The following is a 23690-nucleotide window of genomic DNA, read 5'->3' as shown; positions in this document are numbered from 1 at the left end:
CACGACAGAATGATGTCGTAATTAGCTGTAATATAGAGCGTTATTGGTATAGTTGATTGTGAGGGAATAGGCTAAAATACATTGGTGTCTACTCCGCACTCAAGTTCAGAATTTCGTTAATGAGCCATCGGTTATTCTGTTGTACTAATCGAAACTCATAATCGGCCAGAAGAAAAAACTTTACGGCGGCCTTATTCTGCTTCAACTTTACGGATTTAATTTTCAGCGTTTTCAATGAATCTAGCTGCATATCAACTTCTTGACTGAGCATCACCAGGTCATAATCGAAGCCAGTGGGTGGACCTTCCCGCTGCGGGGTAGCCTGAAATCCCGTCTGTCGCTCCTTGAAAAATGTGCGCCATTCGTTCAGGAACGTATCGGTCAGTAGGTGGCTACTGCGAAGGGTGGCCAAATATTGTTCTGTGTTTTTAATGTTGACCGAGTAAGGCTTGCCCGGATTCTGATTGACCAGAATGATGCGGCTGGTTGCACCGATGTTCGCTTTATACCAGCGTAGAAAATTCTGCACTGTGCGAACAGCTACTGTCGAATCAGTACTAATAGCTGGCTCGTGAGGGGTGCCCCTTTTGGCTGCAATGAGTGGTGTGATTGATATAAGAAATGCCATTAACAGGCCGATAATTCTTGTGTTCATTCTGATTTTGAGACAAGTGAAACAGATCACTGCGATAAGAGTTTTCAATGAACAAAGTTGACATCTTGCCTGTCGATATACTATGAGAAATGAATAATAGGGTGCTCTGGAGCAATAACACGTTGGCTTGAAACAATACTTCGCTGCCTACAAGACGTAAGCAGCGAAGCGGAATGGCACAATATTGGTCAGAGTTCGACAGATGGCGGGGTTAGCAAAACCTGAAACTGCGAAAAACTAGAGTTGAAATGGTATGTCAGACTAAAGCAAATAAATCCTGTACGCCCAGCATCCTTCTGCTGATGAATCCTTCGCCAAATTCTACGCCGATCATATGCCCGTGTTCGCGGGTACGTGATTCCAGAAACTTCATAAACGGCTCACCCGAGATATAGCTTTGTGGCTCGTCGCTATCGGGGTTAAAAAACTGGCTTTTATAAGCTTTGATCGCGGCCAGTTTCCCGTTCCAGTAAGGCGTTACATCAACAATGAAATCAGGTTTTAACGAACGGTCCTGAATAAAGTGATAGATAAATTTAGGCCGATGCGCTTCCTGTGATTGGCCGTCTTTTCCCACCGTTTTTATTTGCCGTAAACCGGCATAAAAACAAGCGTCTACAACGAGTTCAGCCGCCCGCCCGTGGTCAGGGTGGCGGTCGTCGGGGGTATTAGTTAGGATGATTTCGGGCCGAAACTGACGAATAAGTGGAATTAAGGCCATCTGGTGCTCTTCGTCATTTCGGAAAAATGCGTCTCGAAAACCCATATTCTCCCTAGCAACTAAGTTCATCAATCGAGCCCCCTCTGTCGCTTCCTGTAATCGAATTTCGGGTGTTCCCCGAGTGCCCAACTCACCGCGGGTCAGGTCAATGCCAGCTATGGTTTTGCCCTGTGTAAAAAGCGAAAGAACTGTGCCAGCGCAGGTCATTTCAATATCATCAGGATGGGCCGCAATGGCCAGTACGTCAACGGTCATGTACTTGTGTTTGATTTTTGTTGATCTTCTAACTTGGCACCAATATCGCTGGGTAACAGAGTGTCGTCCAGTTTAGTCGGTAATTGGTGGGACTAAGCAACATGTAGTCAACAATTATTGACTAACGCTTAACAACTACTTAATCAACCAGACCTTCGATTTGTTCCTGATTTTCACCAAAGACTGTTGTTAGCTGTTTTTTTGATGGAAACGCCTTATTTTGGCTACCCAACTGATATAATACCGTAGTTCTTCAATCTATGTCCTATAAAGCCATTGCCCTCCAGTTAACTTGTCAGACTATAAATTCCTGTCAAACTCGTGATGAAGCCGAAGTGGTAATGCTTCAATCCATAGAGCGAATTGAACGCCAAATTGCTGCATCAATTGGTCTGATAGGCCGTGATACATTGCTTATTGTCGTGCCGGAGTTCTTCCTGACAGGCCCGCCAACAGACGAAACAATAGAACAGTGGCGCGAAAAAGGGGCTCTTGACATTGACGGTCGGATTTACGAAGCACTAAGTGCCATGGTGCAGCGACAACAGATTTATTTCTCGGGAAATGCTTACGAACAAGACCCTTTTTTTCCCGAACTCTATTTTCAGACTAGTTTTATTATTGGGCCTAGTGGTGACGTTCTATTGCGCTACCGACGGTTGAACGCGATGTTTACGCCCACTCCCCACGACGTTTGGGAATTATATTTAGACGCTTATGGGTACGATTCCTTGTTTCCGGTGGTTAAAACAAACATTGGTAATCTGGCCTGCATTGCGTCGGAGGACATTTTATATCCTGAAATGGCTCGTTGTCTGGCGATGCGTGGGGCCGAAGTTCTGATACACTCGACCTCAGAAATTAGTAGTCCGCTACTGACTCAGAAAAACATAGCTAAACGAGCACGGGCTATCGAAAATATGGCCTATGTGGTATCGGCCAACTCAGCAGGTGTAGTGGGAAATTCGCTACCGTCTGGTACCACCGACGGCGGTTCCAAAATCATTGATCCGAAAGGAATGGTACTAGCCGAAGCTGCCTATGGTGAGAGCATTGTTGCTAACGCCGATATTGACTTAGCCGCCTTACGTGAGTTTCGCCAACGACCTGCCATCGGAAACCTGCTGGCTCGTCATCGGTTAGAACTCTATGCCGAAAGTTACGCCAAGCACAGTAACTATCCTCCTAACACGCTCTTGAGCCAGACTGCTGAGCGATCACATTTTATGCGGACCCAACAAGAGGCTATCAAGAAATTATACAGTTGATGCTAGCTTGAAAGCGCTGGAAATTTTCAGGCAGTTTCTTGAGACTCACCCACGATCACTTTGGTTTTTCGTCGGCGTCGGGGCAGGCGGAATAAATTACTGCCGGTCTCCTCGGGCGTCTGGTCACCCAGCAGAACACCCCACGGCTGGAGACCGTCCACGCGATCAAAAATCACTTTCAGGATGGCGATGGCCGGAATGGAAAGAAACATGCCTGACACACCCGCCAAGGCTCCACCGATCAGCACGCCCACAATTGAAACCAGCGCATTAACCCGCACTTTGGAGGCTACAATAAGGGGTACCAGCACGTTATTGTCTATAAACTGTACGAGCAGGAAAACACTAACTACACCTATAATAATAGACGGTTCCGGATTATTGCTGAACGTGACAATTACGGTTAAAACCGTGGCTACAAGTCCACCTATGTACGGAACCAGATTCAAAATAGCAGCCATAATACCCAAAAGAATAGCGTATTGTACCCCCAGCAATAGCAACCCAATGGAATTAAGGGCAGCCACACAAGCCGTTTCGATGAGTAAACCAACCATATAACTCTGAATAACGGCCTTCATTTCGCTTAGCACTTCCCGTACTCGCTCGGTATGTTTCTCGGCAAAGAGTACGATAACGAAATGCAACAGCATAGTGCGGTAGTAGAGTAGTAGAAAGACATAAATTGGAACCAGCGTTAGCGTACCAAGTGGTCCCGTAATGAAACCGAGCGTATCAGAACTCTGTAAACTATCGAGTGTTTGAGCCTGTGCTTTCTGAATATATTTTTCCTGTTGCCGATAGCTTACGTTGTATTCGCGCCGAATCCATCGTTTGGCATCGCCGAAAAAATCGGTCAAATTCTGCCGGATTTTAGGCAGGTCGTCAGCGAAATCGGACAACTGCATCGATAGTGTTATGGCTATACCTGCCACTACAATTATTGCCAATAAAAGGGCAAAGCTAATCGCAATAAGTTTATGCATACCCAGCCGCACAAGCCTGTTCTCGATGGGTCGTAGTAACACAGCAATCAGACCCGCCATAGCAAGCGGCACCAGAATATCCTGCCCCAAATAGATAGCGGCTGTCAGGATGGCTAAAGCAATAAGGGAGTGCGAAAATTGGTGATAATGAGGTCGTACAGATTCCGTGGGCATAGAGTGAGTGAGAATCGAAAAAAGGTGGAGATAAACAGGAAATTTACTGCGTGATTTTATCACACAGATTGTCAACATTCCGGCTTCTATTTTGTTCGTTAGCCAACTGCTTAGGACTATACTTCCTGCTATCTGACCGTCTTTCTCCAAACTTGCTGTATTTTTGCGGTTTAGTTAATTCATGGCATCAACTATTCGCGATATCGCTTTTCAACTTAGGCAGGGGAAACTCGTTGCCCTTGCCGACGAAACAGGCTGGTCTGTTATTGCCGACCCAATCAACGATGTGGCCGTTGAGCAATTATTAACTCTACAGATGCTCATGCCCACCGGTGTGCAGCCTACGGTGATTATTCAAAACGCCGATCAGTTGGTTTTGTATGTAGCAAAGATCCCGGATGTGGCTTACGACTTAGTTGATTTTGCTGAAAACCCACTAACGGTTGTTTATGAGCAGGGAAAGAATTTGTCGGCCGTTTTGTGGCGATCTGTAGAGGCAGGAGAACCATCAGTTGGTGAAGTAGCCGTTCGACGGTCACTAAATGTAGAGATACAGCGCCTGATTGGTAGTTTCGGACGTGGGTTACTTTCCATTCCGCTGGAGTCATTAACACTGCCACCAGCAGCTGGAACGCTAATCGTCGAACGGTTTGGCGTACTCCCTGCCATGCCCAAACGGCCACGCCTTATGCGCTTGGCTGTAAACGGAGAAGTTAATTTTATTAGAAAATAAGTCGTCAGCCACGGTCCGCTGGGTTGATTAGTTGTCAGAGAGTTACAACGAACGACTACTGGCGGACTGCGACTATTAATTACACATGAATTTTAGCGACACCTTACATAAGAATCCGGTTTTTGATGTCATTGCTCAGCAGGCCGATGCTCTTGGTTTGCGGACCTACGTCATTGGCGGATTTGTGCGCGATTTAGTTTTAGGCCGTCCGTCGAAAGACATTGATGTAGTGTGCATTGGCAGTGGTATTGCGCTAGCCGAAGCCGTTGGAAATGCCCTGCGAACAAACGTGTCCGTGTTTCCAAACTTTGGTACGGCTATGCTGCGGGCCATCCAGCCGGGGGCCATCCAGCCGAGCGTCGGCCTAGAGGGTGGCGCACAGGGCGAAGAAGAATGGGAAGTTGAGTTTGTTGGCGCACGAAAAGAGTCATATCGAAGCGAGTCGCGCAAGCCAATAGTGGAAGATGGCACTCTCGAGGATGATCAAAATCGTCGAGATTTCACCATCAATGCGATGGGTATTAGCCTTAATGCAACTGCCTTTGGCGAACTGCTTGACCCTTTTGATGGATTGAAAGATATAAAGCGGAAACTTATTCGAACTCCACTCGATCCTGATATTACTTTCTCCGACGATCCGTTGCGTATGATGCGGGCCATCCGCTTTGCATCGCAATTGAGTTTCGATATTGAGCCGGATACGTTCGATTCCATTGTGCGAATGAATGAGCGAATCAGCATTGTTTCGCGCGAGCGTGTAACTGACGAATTGAATAAAATTATATTGTCGCCCACACCCTCATACGGCTTCAAGTTACTCTATCACGCCGGATTACTAGAGCGAATTTTCCCCGAATTGATTGCCTTAAAGGGCGTTGAAACCATAGAAGGAAAGGGACACAAAGATAATTTTTACCACACATTGCAAGTTCTCGACAACATTGCTAACCGTACCGAGCCGAATCGATATGCAGGTGATGCCGAGAATGAACTCTGGCTACGTTGGTCGGCTTTGTTACACGACATCGCTAAGCCAGCCACCAAACGATTCGATCAAAAAGTTGGCTGGTCGTTTCATGGTCACGAAGACTTGGGCGCCCGTTGGGTGCCGGGCATTTTTCGTACAATGAAACTGCCGCTCAACGAACACATGCGTTTTGTACAAAAGCTTGTGCGGTTGCACCTACGGCCCATTGCCCTCACAAAAGAGCAAATTACTGACTCAGCCCTTCGCCGACTATTAATAGATGCAGGTGATGATTTAGAAGGATTAATGGCACTCTGCCGTGCCGACATTACGTCGAAGAATTATGAGCGTGTTCAAAAACACCTGCGTAATTTTGACCGAGTTGAACGCAAATTGCAAGATCTTGAGGAACGCGACAAACTTCGCAGTTTTCAGCCAGTTATTACGGGTGAGTTGATTATGGAAACGTTCGGACTGCCCCCGTCGAAGGAGGTAGGCGAGATTAAATCCATCATGCGCGAAGCAATTTTGGATGGTCTCATATCCAACTCGCTCGAAGCCGCTTACCCATTTCTACTTGAAGAAGGCCGCAAACGCGGGTTGACCGCTAAAACGATGAGCAAGGCAGAATAGATAAGGGATGATGCCTGTCTGGTTACATAATCACCCTTATTCACTGGTTATTAGCTATTTACTTTTACCTCATGGAGAATAATAATACCAATTTTCGCCGTTTCTTTGGCGCATCGCTTACCATTTTGGGTGTGGTTGTCGTTCTTTTTGCCCTAATCGCTTTCTTATCTGAAGGTAAGCCTGTATTAGGTTTGCACGTGTCAAAGGGTGAATCAGCCGCGCCATTTATTGTTGGCATGATTTTTCTTATCACGGGCGTCAACCTTGTGCGCGAATCCTAGAGGCTAAATGATGTATTAATTTAGCGTAGACGTATCATACTGTTTGCATCATTTAGAGAGTTTTGCCGTTAGCAGCCACTCATAAATATTGCCGGGTTGAGGTAGTCCATCGGGTTTTATTTGCAGGTACATTAGGTGTAAATGCGTTGGAGAGCGGGTTTTATACGCATTAAAGCCAGTTCTGCCCATTTCACCAAGTTTCTGTCCAGCTTGTACCCACTGTCCCGGCGACACAGCGACTTCACTGTTATGGCCGTAGTAAAAGAGCCCGTGGAGGGTGGGGTCATACACCCAAATCCAGTTGCCCCCCCGGTATTCGGAGCCGGGTTTCCAGGCGGTTTCGATAGCCAGCACCAGCCCCCGGCTCATAGCCAGTATATCAACGGGTTTGCCCGTTCGGTCGTCAATGACATCCTGGTTACGGTCGCTGATAAAAATATCTTGAGCAGGGTGGCTACCTCGTACTGTATAGTCAAATAAGTCGAAGCCAGTGCCTCGATAACCTTCGCCGTGTGTACCACCAATGGCACTGGTCGTATAGCCGCGTAGCGGGAAGCTGAAATACAACCCAGTTCGGCGTAGACTATCGCGTTGGAGCGAGTCCTGCCGATAACTTTCCATACTGTGAAACCGAGTCTGCAAGGCATGCATAATGCCGCTAAACTGCATCCGGGCCGAGTCGGGCGTTACCTGCTGCTCTCGAATTTGTGTGTATAACGTTTGAAATTGCTGGCAATAGGTATAGAGAGTAGGGTCGTCGGAGTTACTGACAACCACCTGCGACGAAGCCACATTTAGCCCTCCTATCAATAACGCACCCAAGATACCCACTACTCGCATGAACGAAGTTACGTCAATCTTCACTACTGTTTGTATTCGATTAAGGAGGTAAAAATACGCAAAGTAGCTTGATAGACGCATAAAAGACTACACAGTGAATTTTTCCTGTAGTGTCATCACCTGACCCAACACCTTGGTATAGACCAGTGCCGGAACAGCCATTGTCCGATGGTTTGGATAAAGTTTCGGCCATAATTTAAAAATATCACCGGAGAAATCATCCCAATTGGAAGCATTCAAATGTACGCGGCCCAGCGAGATGCACGGCTCATGGATTTGCGTGGTGTGCCACCATTTCGTTGGGAATAGGATGGTTTCGCCTTCCTCAACGGTAACACGTATCGGCTCAACTTCCTTGAAAAGAGGATACTTCACATAATCTGGGTTGAACACATCAACCTGCGAAATTTTATCATTATCGGCTTTGGGGTACATGTAGGCGGCCTGTTCGGGTGGGAAAAGGAAAAATTCTTTTGACCCGTATAACTGTGTGATCTGCGTGTGCAGATATAAGGCATCTACGTGCAAAAATGGGAAAGAACCACCATTTCCACCAAAAAACAACTCATATACCTGCGTGCCATTGAGCAGGAATTTAGGTAGCAGAGGATGGTTTACCCGGTCAGATTTGGCGTAGAGAATTTCAGGTTTCAAGTCGTCCAGTAACTCAGGTAAATACTGCTCTACATTAACGTTAAAGGGGTAAGGAGCTGGATTCTTGGGTGTAGAGGCCAGCATCAAATCAATATAGTCTGACAGTGTGTAAGTAACGCCTTTTAATTCTTTTGTCAGATGACCGTACTGCTTCTTAAAAAATGATGGGGTAAACTTGCCCATTGCATCCCAATCACGCGTAGCATCGGTCAGAACCACCGGAATAGCAGGCTCGATGTATTCGGCTATTAATTCTTTTTGAGAAATATTACTTCGTTTATCAATCTGAGTGATCGGTTTCGCGACAGGTTTCTCGTTTTTGCTGCTGGAAATTACCATGATAAATAATAAGAGTCTAAAGAAATACCTGTTAATGCCCGCTCACTGAATTGGCTATCTTATAAAATTATAGCGTAACCAAAAATGCACTTTTGCCTGCACCAACTATCGTATGACTGGATTTTAGTGAATAGGTCAACATTTATGCGAAGAAAAAATGGAATAAAGAACCCATGAGTCAACGATCAGTCAGATTTTTTAACTTAAAACATCTCCATCCACGTTGCTCCTCCTGACGCAACTATGAGCGATTGGCGTGACCCTAGAAAAATATTTTTGGTTCGTAGGAGAAAATTTAGAAATACATTTGGAAATTAAATTTATTGTGCCGTCCTTCGCCTAAATTTAAAATAGCAATGCAAACAGGAACTGTAAAATTCTTTAATGAAACCAAAGGGTTTGGTTTTATTAAACCCGATGACGGTGGCGAAGATATTTTTGTACACGCTTCCGGTCTCATCGACCAAATCCGCGAGAACGACAAAGTTAAATTCAATGTCGAACGTGGTAAGAAAGGCTTAAACGCCGTGAACGTCGAAATGGCTTAATCGTAAGATATACCAAGACAACCGTTGTAAAAAACATGCCAATTGGCATGTTTTTTTTTGCTCTCTCGGTTCGTAAGGCCATTTTTGTGGTCCTATTGTCTATACCAGTTGCATGACCCAATCTGTTGAACAACGTATTACTACCCGACTTGGCCTAAATTCCCGGTCGGTAGCTGCTACTATCGAATTACTCAACGGAGGCTCCACCGTTCCGTTTATTGCCCGCTATCGTAAAGAAGCTACAGCCTCAGCAAATGGTACTCCCCTCGACGAAGTCCAGATTGGGCAAATCAAGGATACCTATCAAAAAATACTCGATCTCGATAAACGCCGGGAAGGCATTCTCAAATCCATCGATGAACAGGGTAAACTAACAACTGATCTACGCCGGAAACTCGAAGCTACTGACTCGATTACCGATCTCGAAGATCTTTATTTACCATACCGGCAGAAAAGGAAAACCCGCGCCACTATTGCCGTTGAGCGTGGCCTGGAACCGCTTGCTACTATAATCTTTGCCCAGCGCGAAACAAGTTTGGAGCGGATTTCTCAACGGTATATTTCCGACGCTGTTCCGACAATAGCCGACGCTTTGCAGGGTGCCCGTGATATTCTGGCCGAGCGGATAAGTGAAGATGTTGAGGCCCGCCAGCGCATTCGTAATCTTTTCGAGCGTGAAGCTATTATTCGAGCTACCGTTAAAAAAGGGAAAGAAACGGACGGGGAGAAATTTAAAGACTATTTTGATTTTGCCGAACCCCTTCGGCGTGTACCATCGCACCGATTACTTGCCCTGCGTCGGGGAGAAACGGAGGGCTTCCTACTAGTTAGTATCGGTCCTGATGAAGGGGCTGCCACCGAACGGCTCGAACGGCAGTTTGTTGCAGAACGGTCAGGTAAGCCAGTGTGTAAAGAGCAACTTTCGTTGGCCATTCGTGATGGCTACAAACGCTTGCTTAAGCCTTCACTCGAAACCGAGTTTGCAAATACATCAAAAAATAAAGCTGATATAGATGCCATCCAGATTTTCGCCGACAATCTGCGTCAACTATTACTCAGTCCCCCCCTCGGACAGAAGCGTGTTTTGGCAATAGACCCCGGTTATCGAACGGGTTGTAAAACCGTCTGTCTGGATGCTCAGGGTAACTTATTGACCGACACTGTATTGTATTTGGCCCATTCTGAAGCCCAGCGGCAGCAAGCCATACAAACAGTTCAAAAACTTGTTTCGCAGTATGCAATTGATGCTATTGCTATCGGTAATGGTACCGCCGGACGAGAAACCGAAGAGTTTGTACAGACTCTGAATCTTGATAAACCTATTTTCATGGTCAGTGAACAAGGCGCATCGATTTATTCGGCCTCGGAGGTGGCCCGTGAGGAATTTCCCGACCGTGACGTTACCGTTCGGGGGGCCATCAGCATTGGCCGCCGACTAATGGATCCACTGGCCGAATTGGTTAAGATTGATCCTAAATCAATTGGTGTCGGGCAATATCAGCACGATGTGGACCAGACGGATTTAAGGAATAGTCTTGACACAGTTATTGAGAGTTGTGTTAATCAGGTAGGGGTATCGCTCAATACGGCTAGTGCTTATCTGCTTCGTTACGTATCGGGCTTAGGGCCACAATTAGCGGGCAACATCGTGGCGTACCGAGCTGAAAATGGTGCCTTTACATCTCGTGATCAGCTCAAAAAAGTACCCCGGCTTGGGCCTAAAGCGTTTGAGCAGTGTGCAGGCTTCCTGCGTATCGAAGGCGCAAAAAATCCGCTTGACAACAGTGCCGTTCACCCCGAACGCTATGCCGTCGTTGAACGTATGGCGGTTGATGTGGGTAGCCGTATTGATGACCTCATTCATCGTCCAGAACTGCGTCAGCAAATTAACGTCGAGAAATACGTAACCAGTGCGGTTGGTTTGCCAACGCTTCGCGATATTTTGGCTGAACTTGCTAAACCCGGCCGAGATCCGCGTGAGCAACTTTCGGTGTTTGAATATGATGCCCGCGTCAGATCAATTGACGATTTGCACGAAGGGATGCTGTTGTCCGGTGTCGTTACGAATATTACGGCTTTCGGCGCGTTTGTTGACATTGGCGTTAAGCAGGATGGATTAGTTCACGTCTCTCAACTGGCTAACCACTTTGTTTCAGACCCGAAAACAATTGTAAAAGTTTATCAGAAAGTGAACGTTAAGGTCATGGAAGTGGATAAAGCACGGAAACGAATTGCATTATCTATGAAAATTTAATATGTTGCATAACCCTTGCTATAGTCTTTAAATTTAGTCTATACCAAACCTAATCAATCCTGTATGCAATTACGCTGGTCTTGGAGTATCACGCATTCCGTACTGCTGAGTGTTTGCTTACTCTCGCTGCTTACGGCCTGTAATGCGCTCCGTTCTTCTGGTCCATCCGTTAGCCGTCGCTCATCATCAGCTCGGCCAGTTGCCCATCGAACACCAACGGGTAAAACGCCTGCTCGCCCGCCCGCTGCACCGGCAAAGCCAGCTGGCAAAGTGGTTGATAGCCGTACTTATGAAGATCGTTATGTACCCGAAGTCGTAAAGATTGCCCGCACTTATACCGGAACCCCTTATCGGTCTGGTGGCAACACGTCTGATGGTATTGACTGCTCGGGGTTAGTATGTGCCGTTTTTAATACGGTAGGGCTGAAAATGCCTCGGATATCATGGCAACAATCAGAAGTTGGACATGAGGTAGAGGTCGCCGAAATTTTACCGGGCGATTTGATTTTTTTTGTTCCTGATAAGGGCCAAGCGGGGTATGTTTCTCACACAGGTATCGTGACGGAGGTAAACGGCGCGATGAATATCCGTTTCATTCACGCATCTTCATCGCGTGGGGTTCGGGAAGACAATCTATACGGGGACTATTTCAAGGGGCGATTTGTGAAAGCCCTGCGTCCATTTTAAATAGTTCTTGGTAAAATGAAAAACCGCTTTGAGGGCGGTTTTATGTAAAAGCGGTTAGACCGTTGCTTGGGTGTTATTGATAAGCTCTTCCCAATGTGTACGATCCTTCTTTTTTAATTTCATTTCCAGGCTTAGGGCCTCATTCCGGGTGTCGAATGACCGGGTGAATTTTACTTCCCAAGGTTTACCGTTGGCAGTGGTTGGGTTTGTTTTGGCATTATGCTGCCACAACGTTATTTTTAGGTCTTTACTCTGACCAATAAAATACTGGTCAGTGGTGGGGCTATAGATGATATATACCGTATGCATAGGTATTGGAAGTATTACCAAAACTACACAATTGGTAATACAAAACAAATATTGTCTGAGGGAGTGGACCCGTTCATATGAGTTGTCAAAAAAATAGGGTTTCGGTTTGGGACAAGATGATTTTTTGCTCATCTTTGCACCCGTAAAACGATTTAATGTTTCGTTTATGAAACATTAAATCGTGAACTGATTTGGGGGATTAGCTCAGCTGGCTAGAGCGCTTCCATGGCATGGAAGAGGTCATCGGTTCGACTCCGATATTCTCCACAAAAGTAAAAACCACTCAAAAAGAGTGGTTTTTACTTTTGTGGCTACTCAAAAAAAACCTCAATATTTAGCAGAATACCGAGGGTTTTGCGTAAACATAAATACGTTTTTATTGATCAAGCATTTCAGCATCGGCCAAAATGTAGTTCAGTTCATAAATATTATCAGCATTCAGTTTAAGCGTTCCCCGAAAAGTTCGTCGTTCGTCGGTTTTAAACTTTTTATCCGACTTTTTGAATTTCAGCGACACAACCGATTCGGGTCCGGCTCCCCCGCAGAAGAAACAGGCACTATACGGAAAAGCCGACAACACGTAGATATTTGATTCTAAATCAACAGGTAATACATAACCCGTCAAGTCAACCGTTTTGCCACTTAGTTTCTGAATGCCCTGTCCGAAAGTTGGATAAAGCATATACACAGACTCTTCGGCATACCATTTTTTCTTGAACGTAACATCACGCAGAACTTCCCAAGAGAGTTTTACGGGTTCGGCAACTACCGACGTCGATACGCCTGGTTTAGCTCGGTTTGTAGGTGGCAGGGCCGGACGAAATGCCGGGGCTGCGAGCGATACCAATAATAGGGCAATTAGTAGACGAGTCATAATGCTGCAAGACTTAACGATAGAAAATAACGGTAAAAATACAAAAAAGATTACTTTTACTAACTCACTTTAGCATCGACCACATTATTCGTGTCCGACTTACTCACCGACAACACAAAAGATGGCTTGGTAATTCCCGTTCGGTTTACCCGGCTTTATATGACACTGCTAATTATCCTCTCCGTTTTGCTGACGGTAGGACAGGGCCTTACGCAATGGCGGCTGCGGGCCGTTCAGGATGAGTTGTATGTAATTCGATATGCGGCATTACAACGGCACCAGAGTCAACAGATTGTGAAGCAAGTTCTACAAGTAACTGATGCTAGTGAGCAGGATAGCTTTTCGGAAAACATAACTGCTTTGCGGCAGGTATTTCCTGTTTTTGAGCGCTATCATACACAGGGTCGTCAGGGTCAGGCTGATAATCCAAAGGTGGTCATTACAAACTCCGATACAGTACAACGATTGTACGAAGGGATTCGACCTGAGTTTGATGCCTTTAGACAAAGTGCTCATCGGCTAATGCGTCTGCAACGTTTCGACGAAGTCAGACAACCCGATGTACAGGCTAGTGTAAGACTAATGCTAGCCAATGAGAAGCCATTTTTGGAAAAAATGGATGGTATTGTTCGGGAATATAATGGCGAGGTAAGAGCCAAACTGACTTCACTGCGATCCATCGAGTTTTATCTATATGTCTTTACCGTACTGGCTTTAGCAGGAATTGGTTTACTGATTTTTAGACCTGCCGCCCGAAAACTTAAGCAAACCTTTGCCCAATTGATCGAAGCTGAAAGTCAGACAACTGCCGCCAATAAGAAACTTCTGAGTGTAAACCGGTCGTTGAAAGAAACCCGCCAGAAACTGTTTGAAGCAACAAAATTACAATATCAACAAGAGATTGATGAGCACAAATTACGAACGTCGTATCTAATAGCCGGACAAGAGGAAGAGCGTAAACGACTATCACGCGACTTACATGACGGCTTGGGGCAGATGCTTACGGCTATTAAACTTCAAATTGAAGGGCTTGAAGCTAGTTTAGCCAGAGCTGCTGCCTCAGAACAGGTTGGGGTGACGCCCCATGCCAAAAATTTGAAGACGTTAAAGAGTTTAGTGACACAGACAATTCAGGAAACGCGAACAATTTCGAATAATTTAATGCCTAGTGTGTTAAGTGATTTTGGTGTAGTACCTGCAATAAAAATGATAGCTGAGCAAGATCGAAGTGAATCCTTTGATGTTACATTTGAAACTAATTTTACTCCCGACAGGCCTCGATTAGACAAAAATATTGAGATCATGCTGTATCGCGTGACTCAGGAAGCGGTGAGTAATGCTATCAGGCATGCAAAACCCTCGCATATTCATATTGAATTGAACGAACTGGGTACTAATTTGCAACTGCTAATTATCGATGATGGACGGGGATTTCGCGTACCTAAAAAGAACCAGGAGACTGGCTTGCTGAAACAAAAGCAGGAAATAAATGGGGATAGAACATATCCCTCAGAACTACGGGCACCTTCGCAGGGTTTACAAAATATACAGGAACGAACAAAACTGCTTAACGGCAAATTTAAGCTCCAGTCAGCACCCGGCAAAGGCACTAAAATACAGGTTAGTATTCCCTATAAAACGCATTTTGCGCCCCATGACACCTACTAGATTAATGTTGGTGGACGACCATTCCATCGTTCGCGACGGTATTCGACTTCTGCTCGAACAGGCTGATGGCTTGGAAATTATTGACGAAGCCAATGATGGTGAAGAAGCCCTCGATAAATTGAAAGTGCTTCAGCCCGACCCAAGTCTTCTTCCTGATTTGATACTGATGGATATTTCGCTGCCAGGCATGTCTGGTATCCAAACTACGCAGGTTATCACTCGCTTGTATAAAAATGTGCGCGTGTTGATGCTTTCGATGCATAATAATGAAGATTACATCCTACGATCGGTAGAAGCTGGAGCCTATGGATATATTCTCAAAGACTCATCGTCTGATGAGATGATAAAAGCCATTCGCACGATTGCCACTGGTGAAAAATATTATAGTTCGCCCGTAGCCTCAATTATTTTGAGTGGCTACATGCAGCAATTAAAAAAGGGAGATCGCCATGGCCGGACCGAACGGCAGTCGAAACTTTCTAATAAAGAAAAAGAGATTTTGCAGTTTCTCGTTGATGGCATGAGCAGTCGCGAAATTGCTGAAAAGCTCCAACTCAGCGTCCGAACGGTTGATAATCACCGAGCCAACATGATGCGTCGGCTGCAGGTACGTAATGCTGCTGAGCTAGTTAGAATGGCTGTAGAAGACAAGCTAATCTAAAGCCAATAAGTACATCTGGAAAATGCGAACTTAAATTTTCTTTTTAGGTTTTCTTACCAAACCGGCAATAGGCCGGTTTTCCATTCTCTGCTTACTATAGTAGTACGCTAGATTTTGTCAACTAAAATACCACTTAATTATGTCACTTCGCTTAGGAGATATCGCCCCTGATTTTGAGGCCGACACAACCCAGGGCCACATCCACTTTCATGAATGGTTAGGTACTTCCTGGGGTATGCTGTTCTCGCATCCTGCCGATTTTACACCCGTCTGTACAACTGAATTAGGTAGAACAGCCTTGCTTAAAGATGAATTTAGCAAACGTAATGTGAAAGTTATTGCCGTATCGGTTGATGACTTAGATTCGCATAATCGCTGGACGCCCGATATTAAGGATGTGACGGGTACGGAGGTAAACTTTCCACTCATTGCCGACGCTGATCGTACGGTAGCTACTTTGTATGATATGATTCACCCAAATGCCAGCGAAAAAGCAACGGTGCGCTCGGTATTTGTGATTGGACCCGATAAAAAAGTGAAGCTGACGCTGACCTATCCGGCATCAACAGGACGCAATTTTAATGAACTACTTCGCGTAATTGATTCACTTCAATTAACGGCTGATTACCAAGTTGCGACACCCGCCGATTGGCAGCAAGGAGATGACGTAATTGTGACGCCCGCCGTGACGAACGATCAATTGGAAGCTAAATTCCCGAAAGGTGTAACGTTTGTTAAGCCTTACCTACGCACAACGCCCCAGCCGAATAAGTAATAGGCACTTCAACAAAGTATTAAAATTTAGCGGTTTAGTATATAAAGTTAGACCGTATGCTTGTAACAGCTTCATACGCCTAAACCTTACGGCTGTTCACCGAGTTAACTGCTTTGATAAAATCCAAAACAACTTAGCGTTATGGCAAAGCACAAAAACGACAATCCTGAGCATACTGAGGGGCCGGTTGCTACGGCTATTGAAGAACAAACCGCGAAACTGCCATCTGATATTTTCTTGTGGGCTGCCTTGGGTTCTATGGCAGTGTCATTGTACTTGCAGTCGCAGGGTGATCGTGACCGGAGTTTGTTTGTTGGTCAATGGGCGGCTCCCTTCTTGCTACTTGGTGTATATAATAAGCTGGTCAAACTAGAAGGCCATGATTAAGCCGCTTTAGACGGACACATAGAAAGTCCCCTGCAAAATGTAGGGGACTTTTTTATGTTCGTTATGTTCATATTGAAAGCCCTACTTTTGGGTTGCAATTACTTATTTAGATGAAAACCCGCGTTCTTTTCAATCTCATCGTTCGGCGCTATGGCCTGTGGATTGCGGCACTGATGATTGTGTTGGTGACGGTTTGGGTTGTCCGGTCGCGTCGCCCCGATGCGTTGGATTGGCAGTTTGTTCGGGCATTCGGCATTCGACTGCCTATGCGTTATGGCATTCACGGTATAGATGTATCCCGTCATAATGACCGTATAGACTGGGCGCGTGTCCGGCAAATGGAGGCTGACGGGGTTCGGCTCCAGTTTGTGTTTATTAAGGCGACTGAAGGTGCTACGCTGGCCGACAAACACTTTGAAAAAAACTGGCGTGAGGCTAAAAAGTCAGCCATGCGTCGGGGTGCCTATCATTTCTATCACCCCACCCGTGATCCTCTTAAACAAGCAGATAATTTTATCAGGAATGTAGATCTCAGTACAGGCGATTTTGCACCAGTCGTTGATTTTGAAGTTGTAAACGGTCAATCCGATGAGACTATTGTTAATGGGTTACGGCTCTGGCTCGAAACAATCGAAGCCCATTACAACATCCGGCCAATAATATACACCAACGGAAACCTTTACCGACGATACATTAAGGGTAATCTGGATGAATACCCACTCTGGATAGCGGACTATTCAGCTAAACATCTGCGCAGTTATAACGCCGATAAATTATATCTCTGGCAACACAACCAGAGCGGTTGGGTACAGGGTATTCGGGGACAGGTGGATTTTAACGTATTCGTAATGGATGAGGACAGAATGCAGGATATCTGTCTGTAATCTTTGTTAATGAAGACTTAGCGTATTGATAGAGGGAATTAAATTTACAGAGCTACTCTCGTTAAGTTAGCAGGGCCAGCCAGCCACTCTTTTGCCTTTTCTCCAAATGTTTTCATGTGGGGCATCTGGCTATGGGCCAACAATCCTGCTTCATCATCCCAGAGTTCGTGCATGATAAATCGTTCGGGATGTTCAATACTTTCGTATAACTCGTAACGTTGACAGGCGGCTTCAGCCCTAACGTCTGGAATCAAGTTAAGCAGGCCGTTTTTAAGGTCTGTTTCGGCGCCTGGTCGAGCGATAAGGGTAGCGAATACTAAAAGAGGCATCGATTTGTGGTCTTATGTATATAAAGTACTATCATCGGAAATTTACTCTTGCCAGATTTCCCAAGCTTTTTCGGCCTGTAATTCCAGCATTCGCAGACCATTGTGTGTTGCCGCTCCATACGCCTGACCGAGCGTCATAAACTTTGTTTCGGCGGGGTTATAGACTAAATCATAAAGCAGATGGTGTTCAGTCAGCAGGTCATATGGGAGAGCAGGAGCTTCATCAATACGTGGGTATGTACCTACAGGCGACCCGTTAATTATCAACGGCCAATCGTTTATTATAGCTGGTAGTTCATCATAGGTGAGTGTATTTGTGGTTTTCGTACGTGATACATATCTATGCTGAATGCCTAGGTCTACCAGGGCGGCTGTAACGGCTTTCGACGCTCCGCCTGTACCAAGCACCAAAGCTTGCAGACCAACGGCTGTACGATTGAGCGATGTTAACCAATCAATCAGTGATTGCCGGAAGCCAAAATAGTCGGAGTTGTAGCCCGTTCTTGAGCCGTTGGCTTCCAGCTTAATCACGTTTACTGCACCAACTTTTTCAGCTGATGCATCCAGCCGATCCAGGTAGGGCAAGACGGCTTGTTTATGTGGTATCGTAACATTTAAACCACGTAAACCAGCCATCGTTAGCAGATCTGGTAGAGCCGTAATATCGGGCATCTCGAACAGATCATACCGGCAATTGGCAATACCTTCACGAGCGAATTTCTCAGTAAAATATCGTTGCGAGAACGAATGTGTGAGTGGGAAACCGATAAGGCCGTAACGGATCATATTTTTGGGTTAAAAAACACTATGCCACCGCTGAGAGCAATGGCATAGGTTGTCGCGCAAGTAAACTCTTACTAAGACCGCTTCTTGAAAAATTCAATGATAATCGGCAAAATTGACAAGCCGACGATACCGAACACAACTAACTCGAAATTTTTCTGAACGATAGGGAAGTTGCCAAAAAAGTATCCCAGTAGTGAAATACTTGAAACCCACAATATGGCTCCGAGGATGCAGAATTTAATATAGGTACCGTAGCTCATACTGCCGGCTCCGGCCACAAATGGCGCAATCGTACGCACAATAGGAATAAATCGGGCAATAATAACCGTCCGTCCGCCATATTTCAGATAGAACTTCTCCGTCTCGGCAATATATTCACGTTTAAAAAAAAGAATCCGCTCCCGAGACTTGATCTGCTTCCCCAAGAACTTCCCAACAAAGTAGTTAACGTTATCACCCAGGAGCGCGGCTACAATGAGCAACGGAATAATAACCCACACACTCAACTCGTTGGTGGGACGGGCGGCTAAGGCCCCGGCAGCAAACAGTAGCGAATCACCGGGCAATAGCGGCATAACAATCAGGCCCGTTTCTGTGAATATAATCAGAAAGAGGATAGCATATAACAGCACACCATATTCATTTGCCCAAAGATCGAGGTATCGATCAAGATGAAGCAAAAAATCAATCAACGATTTTATAAGATCCATAAAATAGGGTTATAGTGAGAAGTGACAGCAGGGATGATTACACCCACTATCGGACACTATTTATCTAAAAAGTCCAAAAATGTGTCACCTCGTAACCCTAACCGAATGGTTTCCAGGGGAATAACTTCGTGGGGCGCAATATTGCCAAGATTAACGTTAGCACCCAGGAGTTTAACAAACCACACCTGCTGTTCTTTTTGGGGTGCTTCCCATAAAATACTCTCGGATGGAACCTGCGTTAAAATTTCCTCAACTAATCCCTGTCGAACTTCACCACTCGACCTAAACAGACCCACCGTACCACCTTCGCGAGCTTCACCAATAACTTTCCAAGCACCCGCCTGTAATTCTGACTTCATTAATTGAATCCACTTGTAAGGCGGAATAATTTTAGCCTCATCTTTAGATCCTACTTCCGAAAGCACAATTACCTGAGTAGCCAATGTACGAATGTATTCGCATTTGTCGTCTTGGTTCATGTCAATCGAACCATCCGACACCTCTGCGTATTTCATTTCGTATCTGTCCAACAGCTTACGGTATTCATCGAACTGCTTTCGCACCACGAAAGCTTCAAATAAAGTGCCACCGAAATAAACAGGAATACCAGCGTCGCGGTAGATAGCTAATTTTTCTTTTAGTCTTGGGGTGACAAACGATGTTGCCCAACCTAGTTTAACAATGTCTGTATGTTCAGCAGAGACAGATAAAAAATCCTCTACTTCACGGAGGCTTAGCCCTTTGTCCATGACCATTGTTAACCCGCTTTGGCGAGGTTTATCGATACGATCGGGTATCTGCGTAAGCGTATAATTCATGAGGAGTAATTACGTAGGCGTATTAAAAACGCCCAAAAGTAGTACAAGTCTTGAAAAACTCCCAAGAAAGTGCATAAATAATAGCGTCTTGTAGGGTTTTAGCTTAGTTAAATACTATTTTTGTTAGCTATGGACAATACTATAAATCTTCGTCTAGACTTTTTGCGTGCTCAAATTGGCCACAACATGAGCAATAGTATATCACCATTGGGACGATGGCTCAACGGTACCATTCGAGCAGTTGACTATGGCCGATTAGTGGCTGATTTTACTATTCGTGAGGAAATGACTAATCCGGCAGGAGTGCTGCATGGCGGTGCAGGGGCTGCTATTTTAGATGATTTGATTGGTGTCATGGTTTTTTCTCTGGGTCGTGAGTATGCATACACGTCTATTAATCTGACGATTGATTTTTTACACGCAGCTCGCAAGGATGATATCGTAACCGCAACCGCTGAAGTTATTCGAGAAGGTAAAAATATTATTCACTGCGAAGGACGCATCGTTTCTAACAATGGTAAAATCATTGCCAAATGTGCCACAAATCTAATTCAGACATCTGTTAAAGTAGAGTTGTAAAAATATAGTAAAGGCTCAATAACAATAAGAAAAAAAATCAAGAGATTAAATTGGTTACAATCTTAGTTATCCCGCGTCCAAGGCCACTGTGCATCGTCAGTGCTAAACCGCATGATTAAAACGTGGCCCAAAATCACTGTAGCCATGAATAAGGTGTACATAACCTAACATAAGCCGTCTGCACTGTATGCCAAAAATCTTGAATTGATTCGTTAAAACTAAAGCCAATGGTTAGTGATAATAGAAGAAATTGAGGAAGAAATAAGAAAATGCCGTGGAATTTGTCTTTGTTTAGTGTCGAAAGAGGGAATTATTTTTTTATCACCTTATTCTTACTATTATTGACCATTAATAAAAAATTAAGCAGTTTTGAACACAATCCCGCCAGATTAGTAGTACTAGAAATAAATGAATTCACTTAATTTTGTGACAGCTGGATTGCTTAGTGAAACTACTTATGACCTTACGGAATTGGTATTATTTCGTAGCAGATGTTAAAAAAAAAGTGGAAGGATGAATTAAGTTTTGCAATTCAGTCTTAACATTGCAAAAAAATAGTGGATTGTGGGGTCATTCGTTGATAGAATTCAGTGAAAGACCTATGTGGTTGGTCAGATTTACTTGACCATAGTTTAAGGATAAGGCGCTTTCTTAGGTATTCAAGCATTAATCTGTATGAAATCTGAGAAATATTTTTCTAGAAAGTTAGTTGTTTAATGCAGAGTGGACTTTTCAAGTAACCATTTATGTAGATAACTAGCCAACAGGTGAGTAAATCCACTAGTCTAGTAGATTAGCCATTCCCTAAGTTTTCATAGCCATATTTGGAATAATAGAAGTTTAGTTACAAACATTGCGTCAAATTAACTCAATAAATATGCGAACATTTATCCAACAACACCCTATGAGGATGCTGGCTGGACTCGTGTTGCTAAGTCTTGCAATACCATCTGTCAGCCTTGCTCAACAGGCTGATACAGTCCGGGTCCAACCCGCTACAGTAAGCCCATCAACAACCGCCCCAAGCGGGAGCTACATGCGCGAGAACATCTATCGATTAGGTAAAGGTATTTACACCGATACGCTAAGCCGAACAGATTTCAAAGCACAGGCTAGTGATGTTGCCGAACTAGACGATTGTGACACGACCTTTCAAACATTCATTTTAGTCCGGCGTCTATCGCCTTGGCGGGTTGGCTTATTTGCCGGCCCCAACTTTGCTTACTGCGGTACGTGGGAAAATACCTTTGGTCCTAATAAGCGGGATAAAACCCTTTATAATGGTGCTGGTTTTAACATCACGGCGAACATTGATTACTTCTTGACACCTGCCACTCGTCGGCTACGTTTTGGTATAGGGGCGTCTTTTGGATATCAAAATTACCTGACACGCAGCATTTACAGTGATTATCTGTATGGCTTGGCTACTGCACGGGGTTTCACCCGTGATCAAGTAACAATTCGTCAGAGGGCTTCGGAAGATATGTTCCTGACAGTTGGTCCGGTTCTGACTTTCACGCTAGCTCGCAGCCGTCGAAATCCTGATGCAACCACATTCATTGAATTAGGCGCTCGGGGAGGTTTGTTCCGTACAGAAGCGGCTACGATCGCTGCCTTTACCCCATCAACGTTAAGCTTACCAGCTGTACCCTCTTTTGTACAAGGTGGTGGACTTCTGCGGTCAGTTAACCCTAGTTCTAATCTCTACCACTTAGGTGCTTTGGGCTCGGCTGCTATCTTCTTCCCATTGCGCAACAATTGGAATATCGGTGTTCAGGGACAAGGGTTTATTACTCAGATAAACTACCTGATTGTTAATGGAGTTGATGATCAACTATATGAGTTTAAGCGTAAGCATGGTGGTTTCACTGTTGGTCTGGCAGTTCGGAAAGGGTTTGTTCAGAAGAAACTTATTCCTAAAGCACCTGTTAGCTGCCCAACTTGCAACGAGATCCCTCAGTTGAATGTCCGGTTTAACGGATCTTCTTTGAAAGGAGCATCATTGTCTTTTGTTGATAGCACGAATGCACAGCAATCTGCACCGGTCAACACAGCAGCCACGGCACCTGTTATTAGCTGGCGCAGTACGACTCCAAACCCAAGAAACGAAACCTTTACGGCTCGTTTGTACTACCGTGCGGATTCAGTAGTTGCTGGCGCGACAGATCAGGTAATCGCTCAATTAGAAAATACGACCGATACCACGCTGGCTTTCCCAACAGCTTACTTCGCCAATGGCCAAGTAAATCCTGGGTTCTACTATGTGACTGTTCACAACAAGCAAGTAGCCAAATGTGGAACCTGTATGAGCGAAGTTGCTACGACAAGTTTTGCGAGCATTCGCCCACGGGTTACGGTTGCTGCCGAGTGCGAATACCGCCACAAACTGGAACGCTTGGAAGTTTACTACCGCACACCATACACACGTGAAGTGGCCAACATCTGTTACTGTAATGGTACGATCACATCAGTTGGTGACACCGTTACTCGCTTACGCTATCGCGGTCTGAACCGTAGCCTGGCAACTAGCACGGTTGAGTTCGATACAAACACTGTTATTCTGAATCTTAGCCAACTACCAGGTGGTTTAGCTCAGCAACTTCAAGCTGAGAAGGCTAAAATTGAAAGTGGTAACGCGATTCGCTACAAAGGTCGCCGTGTACGCCCACAGGTTCAGTACTTCCGCGCAGTGTTCACCGTTACGAAACTACCATGCAACGGTCAGCCTGAGCAAACAGTGGGTAGCTTCAACACGACGATTAGCGACAACAGCTACTCGATCACTGACTTGAAGCCACTGACGGATGATCAGAAAGCTAAGTTACTGGCTCCACCAGCACCGGCTAAGAAAAAAGCAACGCGTCGGGCTGGTAACAGCGGTCGTCGTTCGGACGTAATGTTCGGTGTTGAATAAC

Annotated in this window: 25 protein-coding genes and 1 tRNA gene; 15 read left to right on the top strand and 11 right to left on the bottom strand. The window is 45.2% G+C overall.

Annotation, left to right across the window (positions count from 1 at the left end; all coding sequences use genetic code 11):
• Window positions 1-88 precede the first annotated feature (88 nt).
• Together ACFS25_RS24840 and bshB1 are read right to left on the bottom strand one after the other, a co-directional pair.
• Window positions 89-655, bottom strand: a complete 567-nt coding sequence (locus ACFS25_RS24840; RefSeq protein WP_381506425.1) for a hypothetical protein — start codon at window positions 653-655, stop codon at window positions 89-91.
• A 256-nt stretch (window positions 656-911) separates the two neighbouring features.
• Entirely contained in the window at window positions 912-1631 is a 720-nt protein-coding gene (gene bshB1 / locus ACFS25_RS24835) for a bacillithiol biosynthesis deacetylase BshB1 (RefSeq protein ID WP_381506423.1), read from the bottom strand.
• A 260-nt stretch (window positions 1632-1891) separates the two neighbouring features.
• Here bshB1 and ACFS25_RS24830 point away from each other — a divergent pair, with 260 nt between their 5' ends.
• The gene (locus ACFS25_RS24830; protein WP_381506422.1) at window positions 1892-2899 is read left to right on the top strand and encodes a nitrilase-related carbon-nitrogen hydrolase; all 1008 of its coding nucleotides are present in this window, start codon (window positions 1892-1894) and stop codon (window positions 2897-2899) included.
• A 26-nt stretch (window positions 2900-2925) separates the two neighbouring features.
• Here the strand turns inward: ACFS25_RS24830 and ACFS25_RS24825 are convergent, their stop codons facing one another.
• Complete coding sequence (locus ACFS25_RS24825) at window positions 2926-4059, bottom strand: AI-2E family transporter (RefSeq protein ID WP_381506420.1); 1134 nt, start codon at window positions 4057-4059, stop codon at window positions 2926-2928.
• 181 nt (window positions 4060-4240) lie between these two features.
• Between ACFS25_RS24825 and ACFS25_RS24820 the strand changes: the two genes are divergently transcribed.
• The 3 genes from ACFS25_RS24820 (at window position 4241) to ACFS25_RS24810 (ending at window position 6673) form a co-directional block, all read left to right on the top strand.
• Window positions 4241-4792, top strand: coding sequence for an L-threonylcarbamoyladenylate synthase (locus tag ACFS25_RS24820; RefSeq protein ID WP_381506418.1), 552 nt, complete (start codon window positions 4241-4243; stop codon window positions 4790-4792).
• An 85-nt stretch (window positions 4793-4877) separates the two neighbouring features.
• Window positions 4878-6392, top strand: a complete 1515-nt coding sequence (locus ACFS25_RS24815) for a CCA tRNA nucleotidyltransferase (RefSeq protein WP_381506416.1) — start codon at window positions 4878-4880, stop codon at window positions 6390-6392.
• Window positions 6393-6463: 71 nt separating this feature from the next.
• Window positions 6464-6673, top strand: a complete 210-nt coding sequence (locus ACFS25_RS24810; protein ID WP_381506414.1) for a hypothetical protein — start codon at window positions 6464-6466, stop codon at window positions 6671-6673.
• Between the two features lie 48 nt (window positions 6674-6721).
• Here the strand turns inward: ACFS25_RS24810 and ACFS25_RS24805 are convergent, their stop codons facing one another.
• Window positions 6722-7513, bottom strand: a complete 792-nt coding sequence (locus tag ACFS25_RS24805; RefSeq protein WP_381507087.1) for a M23 family metallopeptidase — start codon at window positions 7511-7513, stop codon at window positions 6722-6724.
• Window positions 7514-7600: 87 nt separating this feature from the next.
• Complete coding sequence (locus ACFS25_RS24800) at window positions 7601-8506, bottom strand: cupin-like domain-containing protein (RefSeq protein WP_381506413.1); 906 nt, start codon at window positions 8504-8506, stop codon at window positions 7601-7603.
• Between the two features lie 356 nt (window positions 8507-8862).
• On the opposite strand from ACFS25_RS24800, the gene ACFS25_RS24795 reads away from it, so the two are divergent.
• The 3 genes from ACFS25_RS24795 to ACFS25_RS24785 all read left to right on the top strand — a co-directional run bounded on the left by ACFS25_RS24795 (window position 8863) and on the right by ACFS25_RS24785 (window position 11995).
• The gene (locus ACFS25_RS24795; RefSeq protein ID WP_012925283.1) at window positions 8863-9054 is read left to right on the top strand and encodes a cold-shock protein; all 192 of its coding nucleotides are present in this window, start codon (window positions 8863-8865) and stop codon (window positions 9052-9054) included.
• A gap of 112 nt (window positions 9055-9166) precedes the next feature.
• Window positions 9167-11308: a Tex family protein gene (locus ACFS25_RS24790; RefSeq protein WP_381506411.1), complete on the top strand. Its 2142-nt coding sequence runs from the start codon at window positions 9167-9169 to the stop codon at window positions 11306-11308.
• Window positions 11309-11371: 63 nt separating this feature from the next.
• On the top strand, window positions 11372-11995 hold the full coding sequence (locus tag ACFS25_RS24785) for a C40 family peptidase (RefSeq protein ID WP_381506409.1): 624 nt from the start codon (window positions 11372-11374) through the stop codon (window positions 11993-11995).
• A 54-nt stretch (window positions 11996-12049) separates the two neighbouring features.
• On the opposite strand, the gene ACFS25_RS24780 is transcribed toward ACFS25_RS24785, so the two are convergent.
• Entirely contained in the window at window positions 12050-12304 is a 255-nt protein-coding gene (locus tag ACFS25_RS24780) for a GIY-YIG nuclease family protein (protein ID WP_381506406.1), read from the bottom strand.
• Window positions 12305-12497: 193 nt separating this feature from the next.
• Here ACFS25_RS24780 and ACFS25_RS24775 point away from each other — a divergent pair.
• Window positions 12498-12571: transfer RNA gene (locus tag ACFS25_RS24775), tRNA-Ala, on the top strand.
• A gap of 109 nt (window positions 12572-12680) precedes the next feature.
• On the opposite strand, the gene ACFS25_RS24770 is transcribed toward ACFS25_RS24775, so the two are convergent.
• Window positions 12681-13178 (bottom strand): DUF3299 domain-containing protein, encoded by a 498-nt coding sequence (locus ACFS25_RS24770; protein WP_381506404.1) that lies wholly within the window; start codon window positions 13176-13178, stop codon window positions 12681-12683.
• A gap of 90 nt (window positions 13179-13268) precedes the next feature.
• Here ACFS25_RS24770 and ACFS25_RS24765 point away from each other — a divergent pair, with 90 nt between their 5' ends.
• The 5 genes from ACFS25_RS24765 (at window position 13269) to ACFS25_RS24745 (ending at window position 17553) form a co-directional block, all read left to right on the top strand.
• Window positions 13269-14846, top strand: coding sequence for a sensor histidine kinase (locus tag ACFS25_RS24765; protein WP_381506402.1), 1578 nt, complete (start codon window positions 13269-13271; stop codon window positions 14844-14846).
• A 4-nt stretch (window positions 14847-14850) separates the two neighbouring features.
• A complete protein-coding gene (locus tag ACFS25_RS24760) occupies window positions 14851-15507 on the top strand; it encodes a response regulator transcription factor (protein ID WP_381507084.1) in 657 nt (218 codons plus the stop codon).
• A 139-nt stretch (window positions 15508-15646) separates the two neighbouring features.
• The gene (locus ACFS25_RS24755; RefSeq protein WP_381506400.1) at window positions 15647-16282 is read left to right on the top strand and encodes a peroxiredoxin; all 636 of its coding nucleotides are present in this window, start codon (window positions 15647-15649) and stop codon (window positions 16280-16282) included.
• Window positions 16283-16423: 141 nt separating this feature from the next.
• A complete protein-coding gene (locus ACFS25_RS24750; RefSeq protein WP_381506398.1) occupies window positions 16424-16669 on the top strand; it encodes a hypothetical protein in 246 nt (81 codons plus the stop codon).
• Between the two features lie 110 nt (window positions 16670-16779).
• Complete coding sequence (locus ACFS25_RS24745) at window positions 16780-17553, top strand: glycoside hydrolase family 25 protein (protein WP_381506396.1); 774 nt, start codon at window positions 16780-16782, stop codon at window positions 17551-17553.
• Between the two features lie 44 nt (window positions 17554-17597).
• Here ACFS25_RS24745 and ACFS25_RS24740 read toward each other — a convergent pair whose 3' ends face one another.
• The 4 genes from ACFS25_RS24740 to ACFS25_RS24725 form a co-directional block, all read right to left on the bottom strand.
• Window positions 17598-17882, bottom strand: coding sequence for a putative quinol monooxygenase (locus ACFS25_RS24740; RefSeq protein WP_381506395.1), 285 nt, complete (start codon window positions 17880-17882; stop codon window positions 17598-17600).
• A 42-nt stretch (window positions 17883-17924) separates the two neighbouring features.
• A complete protein-coding gene (locus ACFS25_RS24735) occupies window positions 17925-18668 on the bottom strand; it encodes a shikimate dehydrogenase family protein (RefSeq protein WP_381506393.1) in 744 nt (247 codons plus the stop codon).
• A gap of 71 nt (window positions 18669-18739) precedes the next feature.
• Complete coding sequence (locus tag ACFS25_RS24730; protein WP_381506390.1) at window positions 18740-19378, bottom strand: DedA family protein; 639 nt, start codon at window positions 19376-19378, stop codon at window positions 18740-18742.
• A gap of 56 nt (window positions 19379-19434) precedes the next feature.
• A complete protein-coding gene (locus ACFS25_RS24725) occupies window positions 19435-20196 on the bottom strand; it encodes a phosphosulfolactate synthase (RefSeq protein WP_381506388.1) in 762 nt (253 codons plus the stop codon).
• 186 nt (window positions 20197-20382) lie between these two features.
• On the opposite strand from ACFS25_RS24725, the gene ACFS25_RS24720 reads away from it, so the two are divergent.
• Both ACFS25_RS24720 and ACFS25_RS24715 read left to right on the top strand, forming a co-directional pair.
• Complete coding sequence (locus tag ACFS25_RS24720) at window positions 20383-20775, top strand: PaaI family thioesterase (protein ID WP_381506386.1); 393 nt, start codon at window positions 20383-20385, stop codon at window positions 20773-20775.
• A 910-nt stretch (window positions 20776-21685) separates the two neighbouring features.
• Entirely contained in the window at window positions 21686-23689 is a 2004-nt protein-coding gene (locus tag ACFS25_RS24715) for a hypothetical protein (protein ID WP_381507081.1), read from the top strand.
• Window position 23690: the final 1 nt, after the last annotated feature.

Source organism: Spirosoma flavum (assembly GCF_042686045.1).
In the GTDB taxonomy this organism is placed as follows: Bacteria; Bacteroidota; Bacteroidia; order Cytophagales; family Spirosomataceae; genus Spirosoma; species Spirosoma flavum.
The sequence above is the reverse complement of the archived record's forward strand: the minus strand, read 5'-3'. Positions and strand labels throughout refer to the sequence as shown.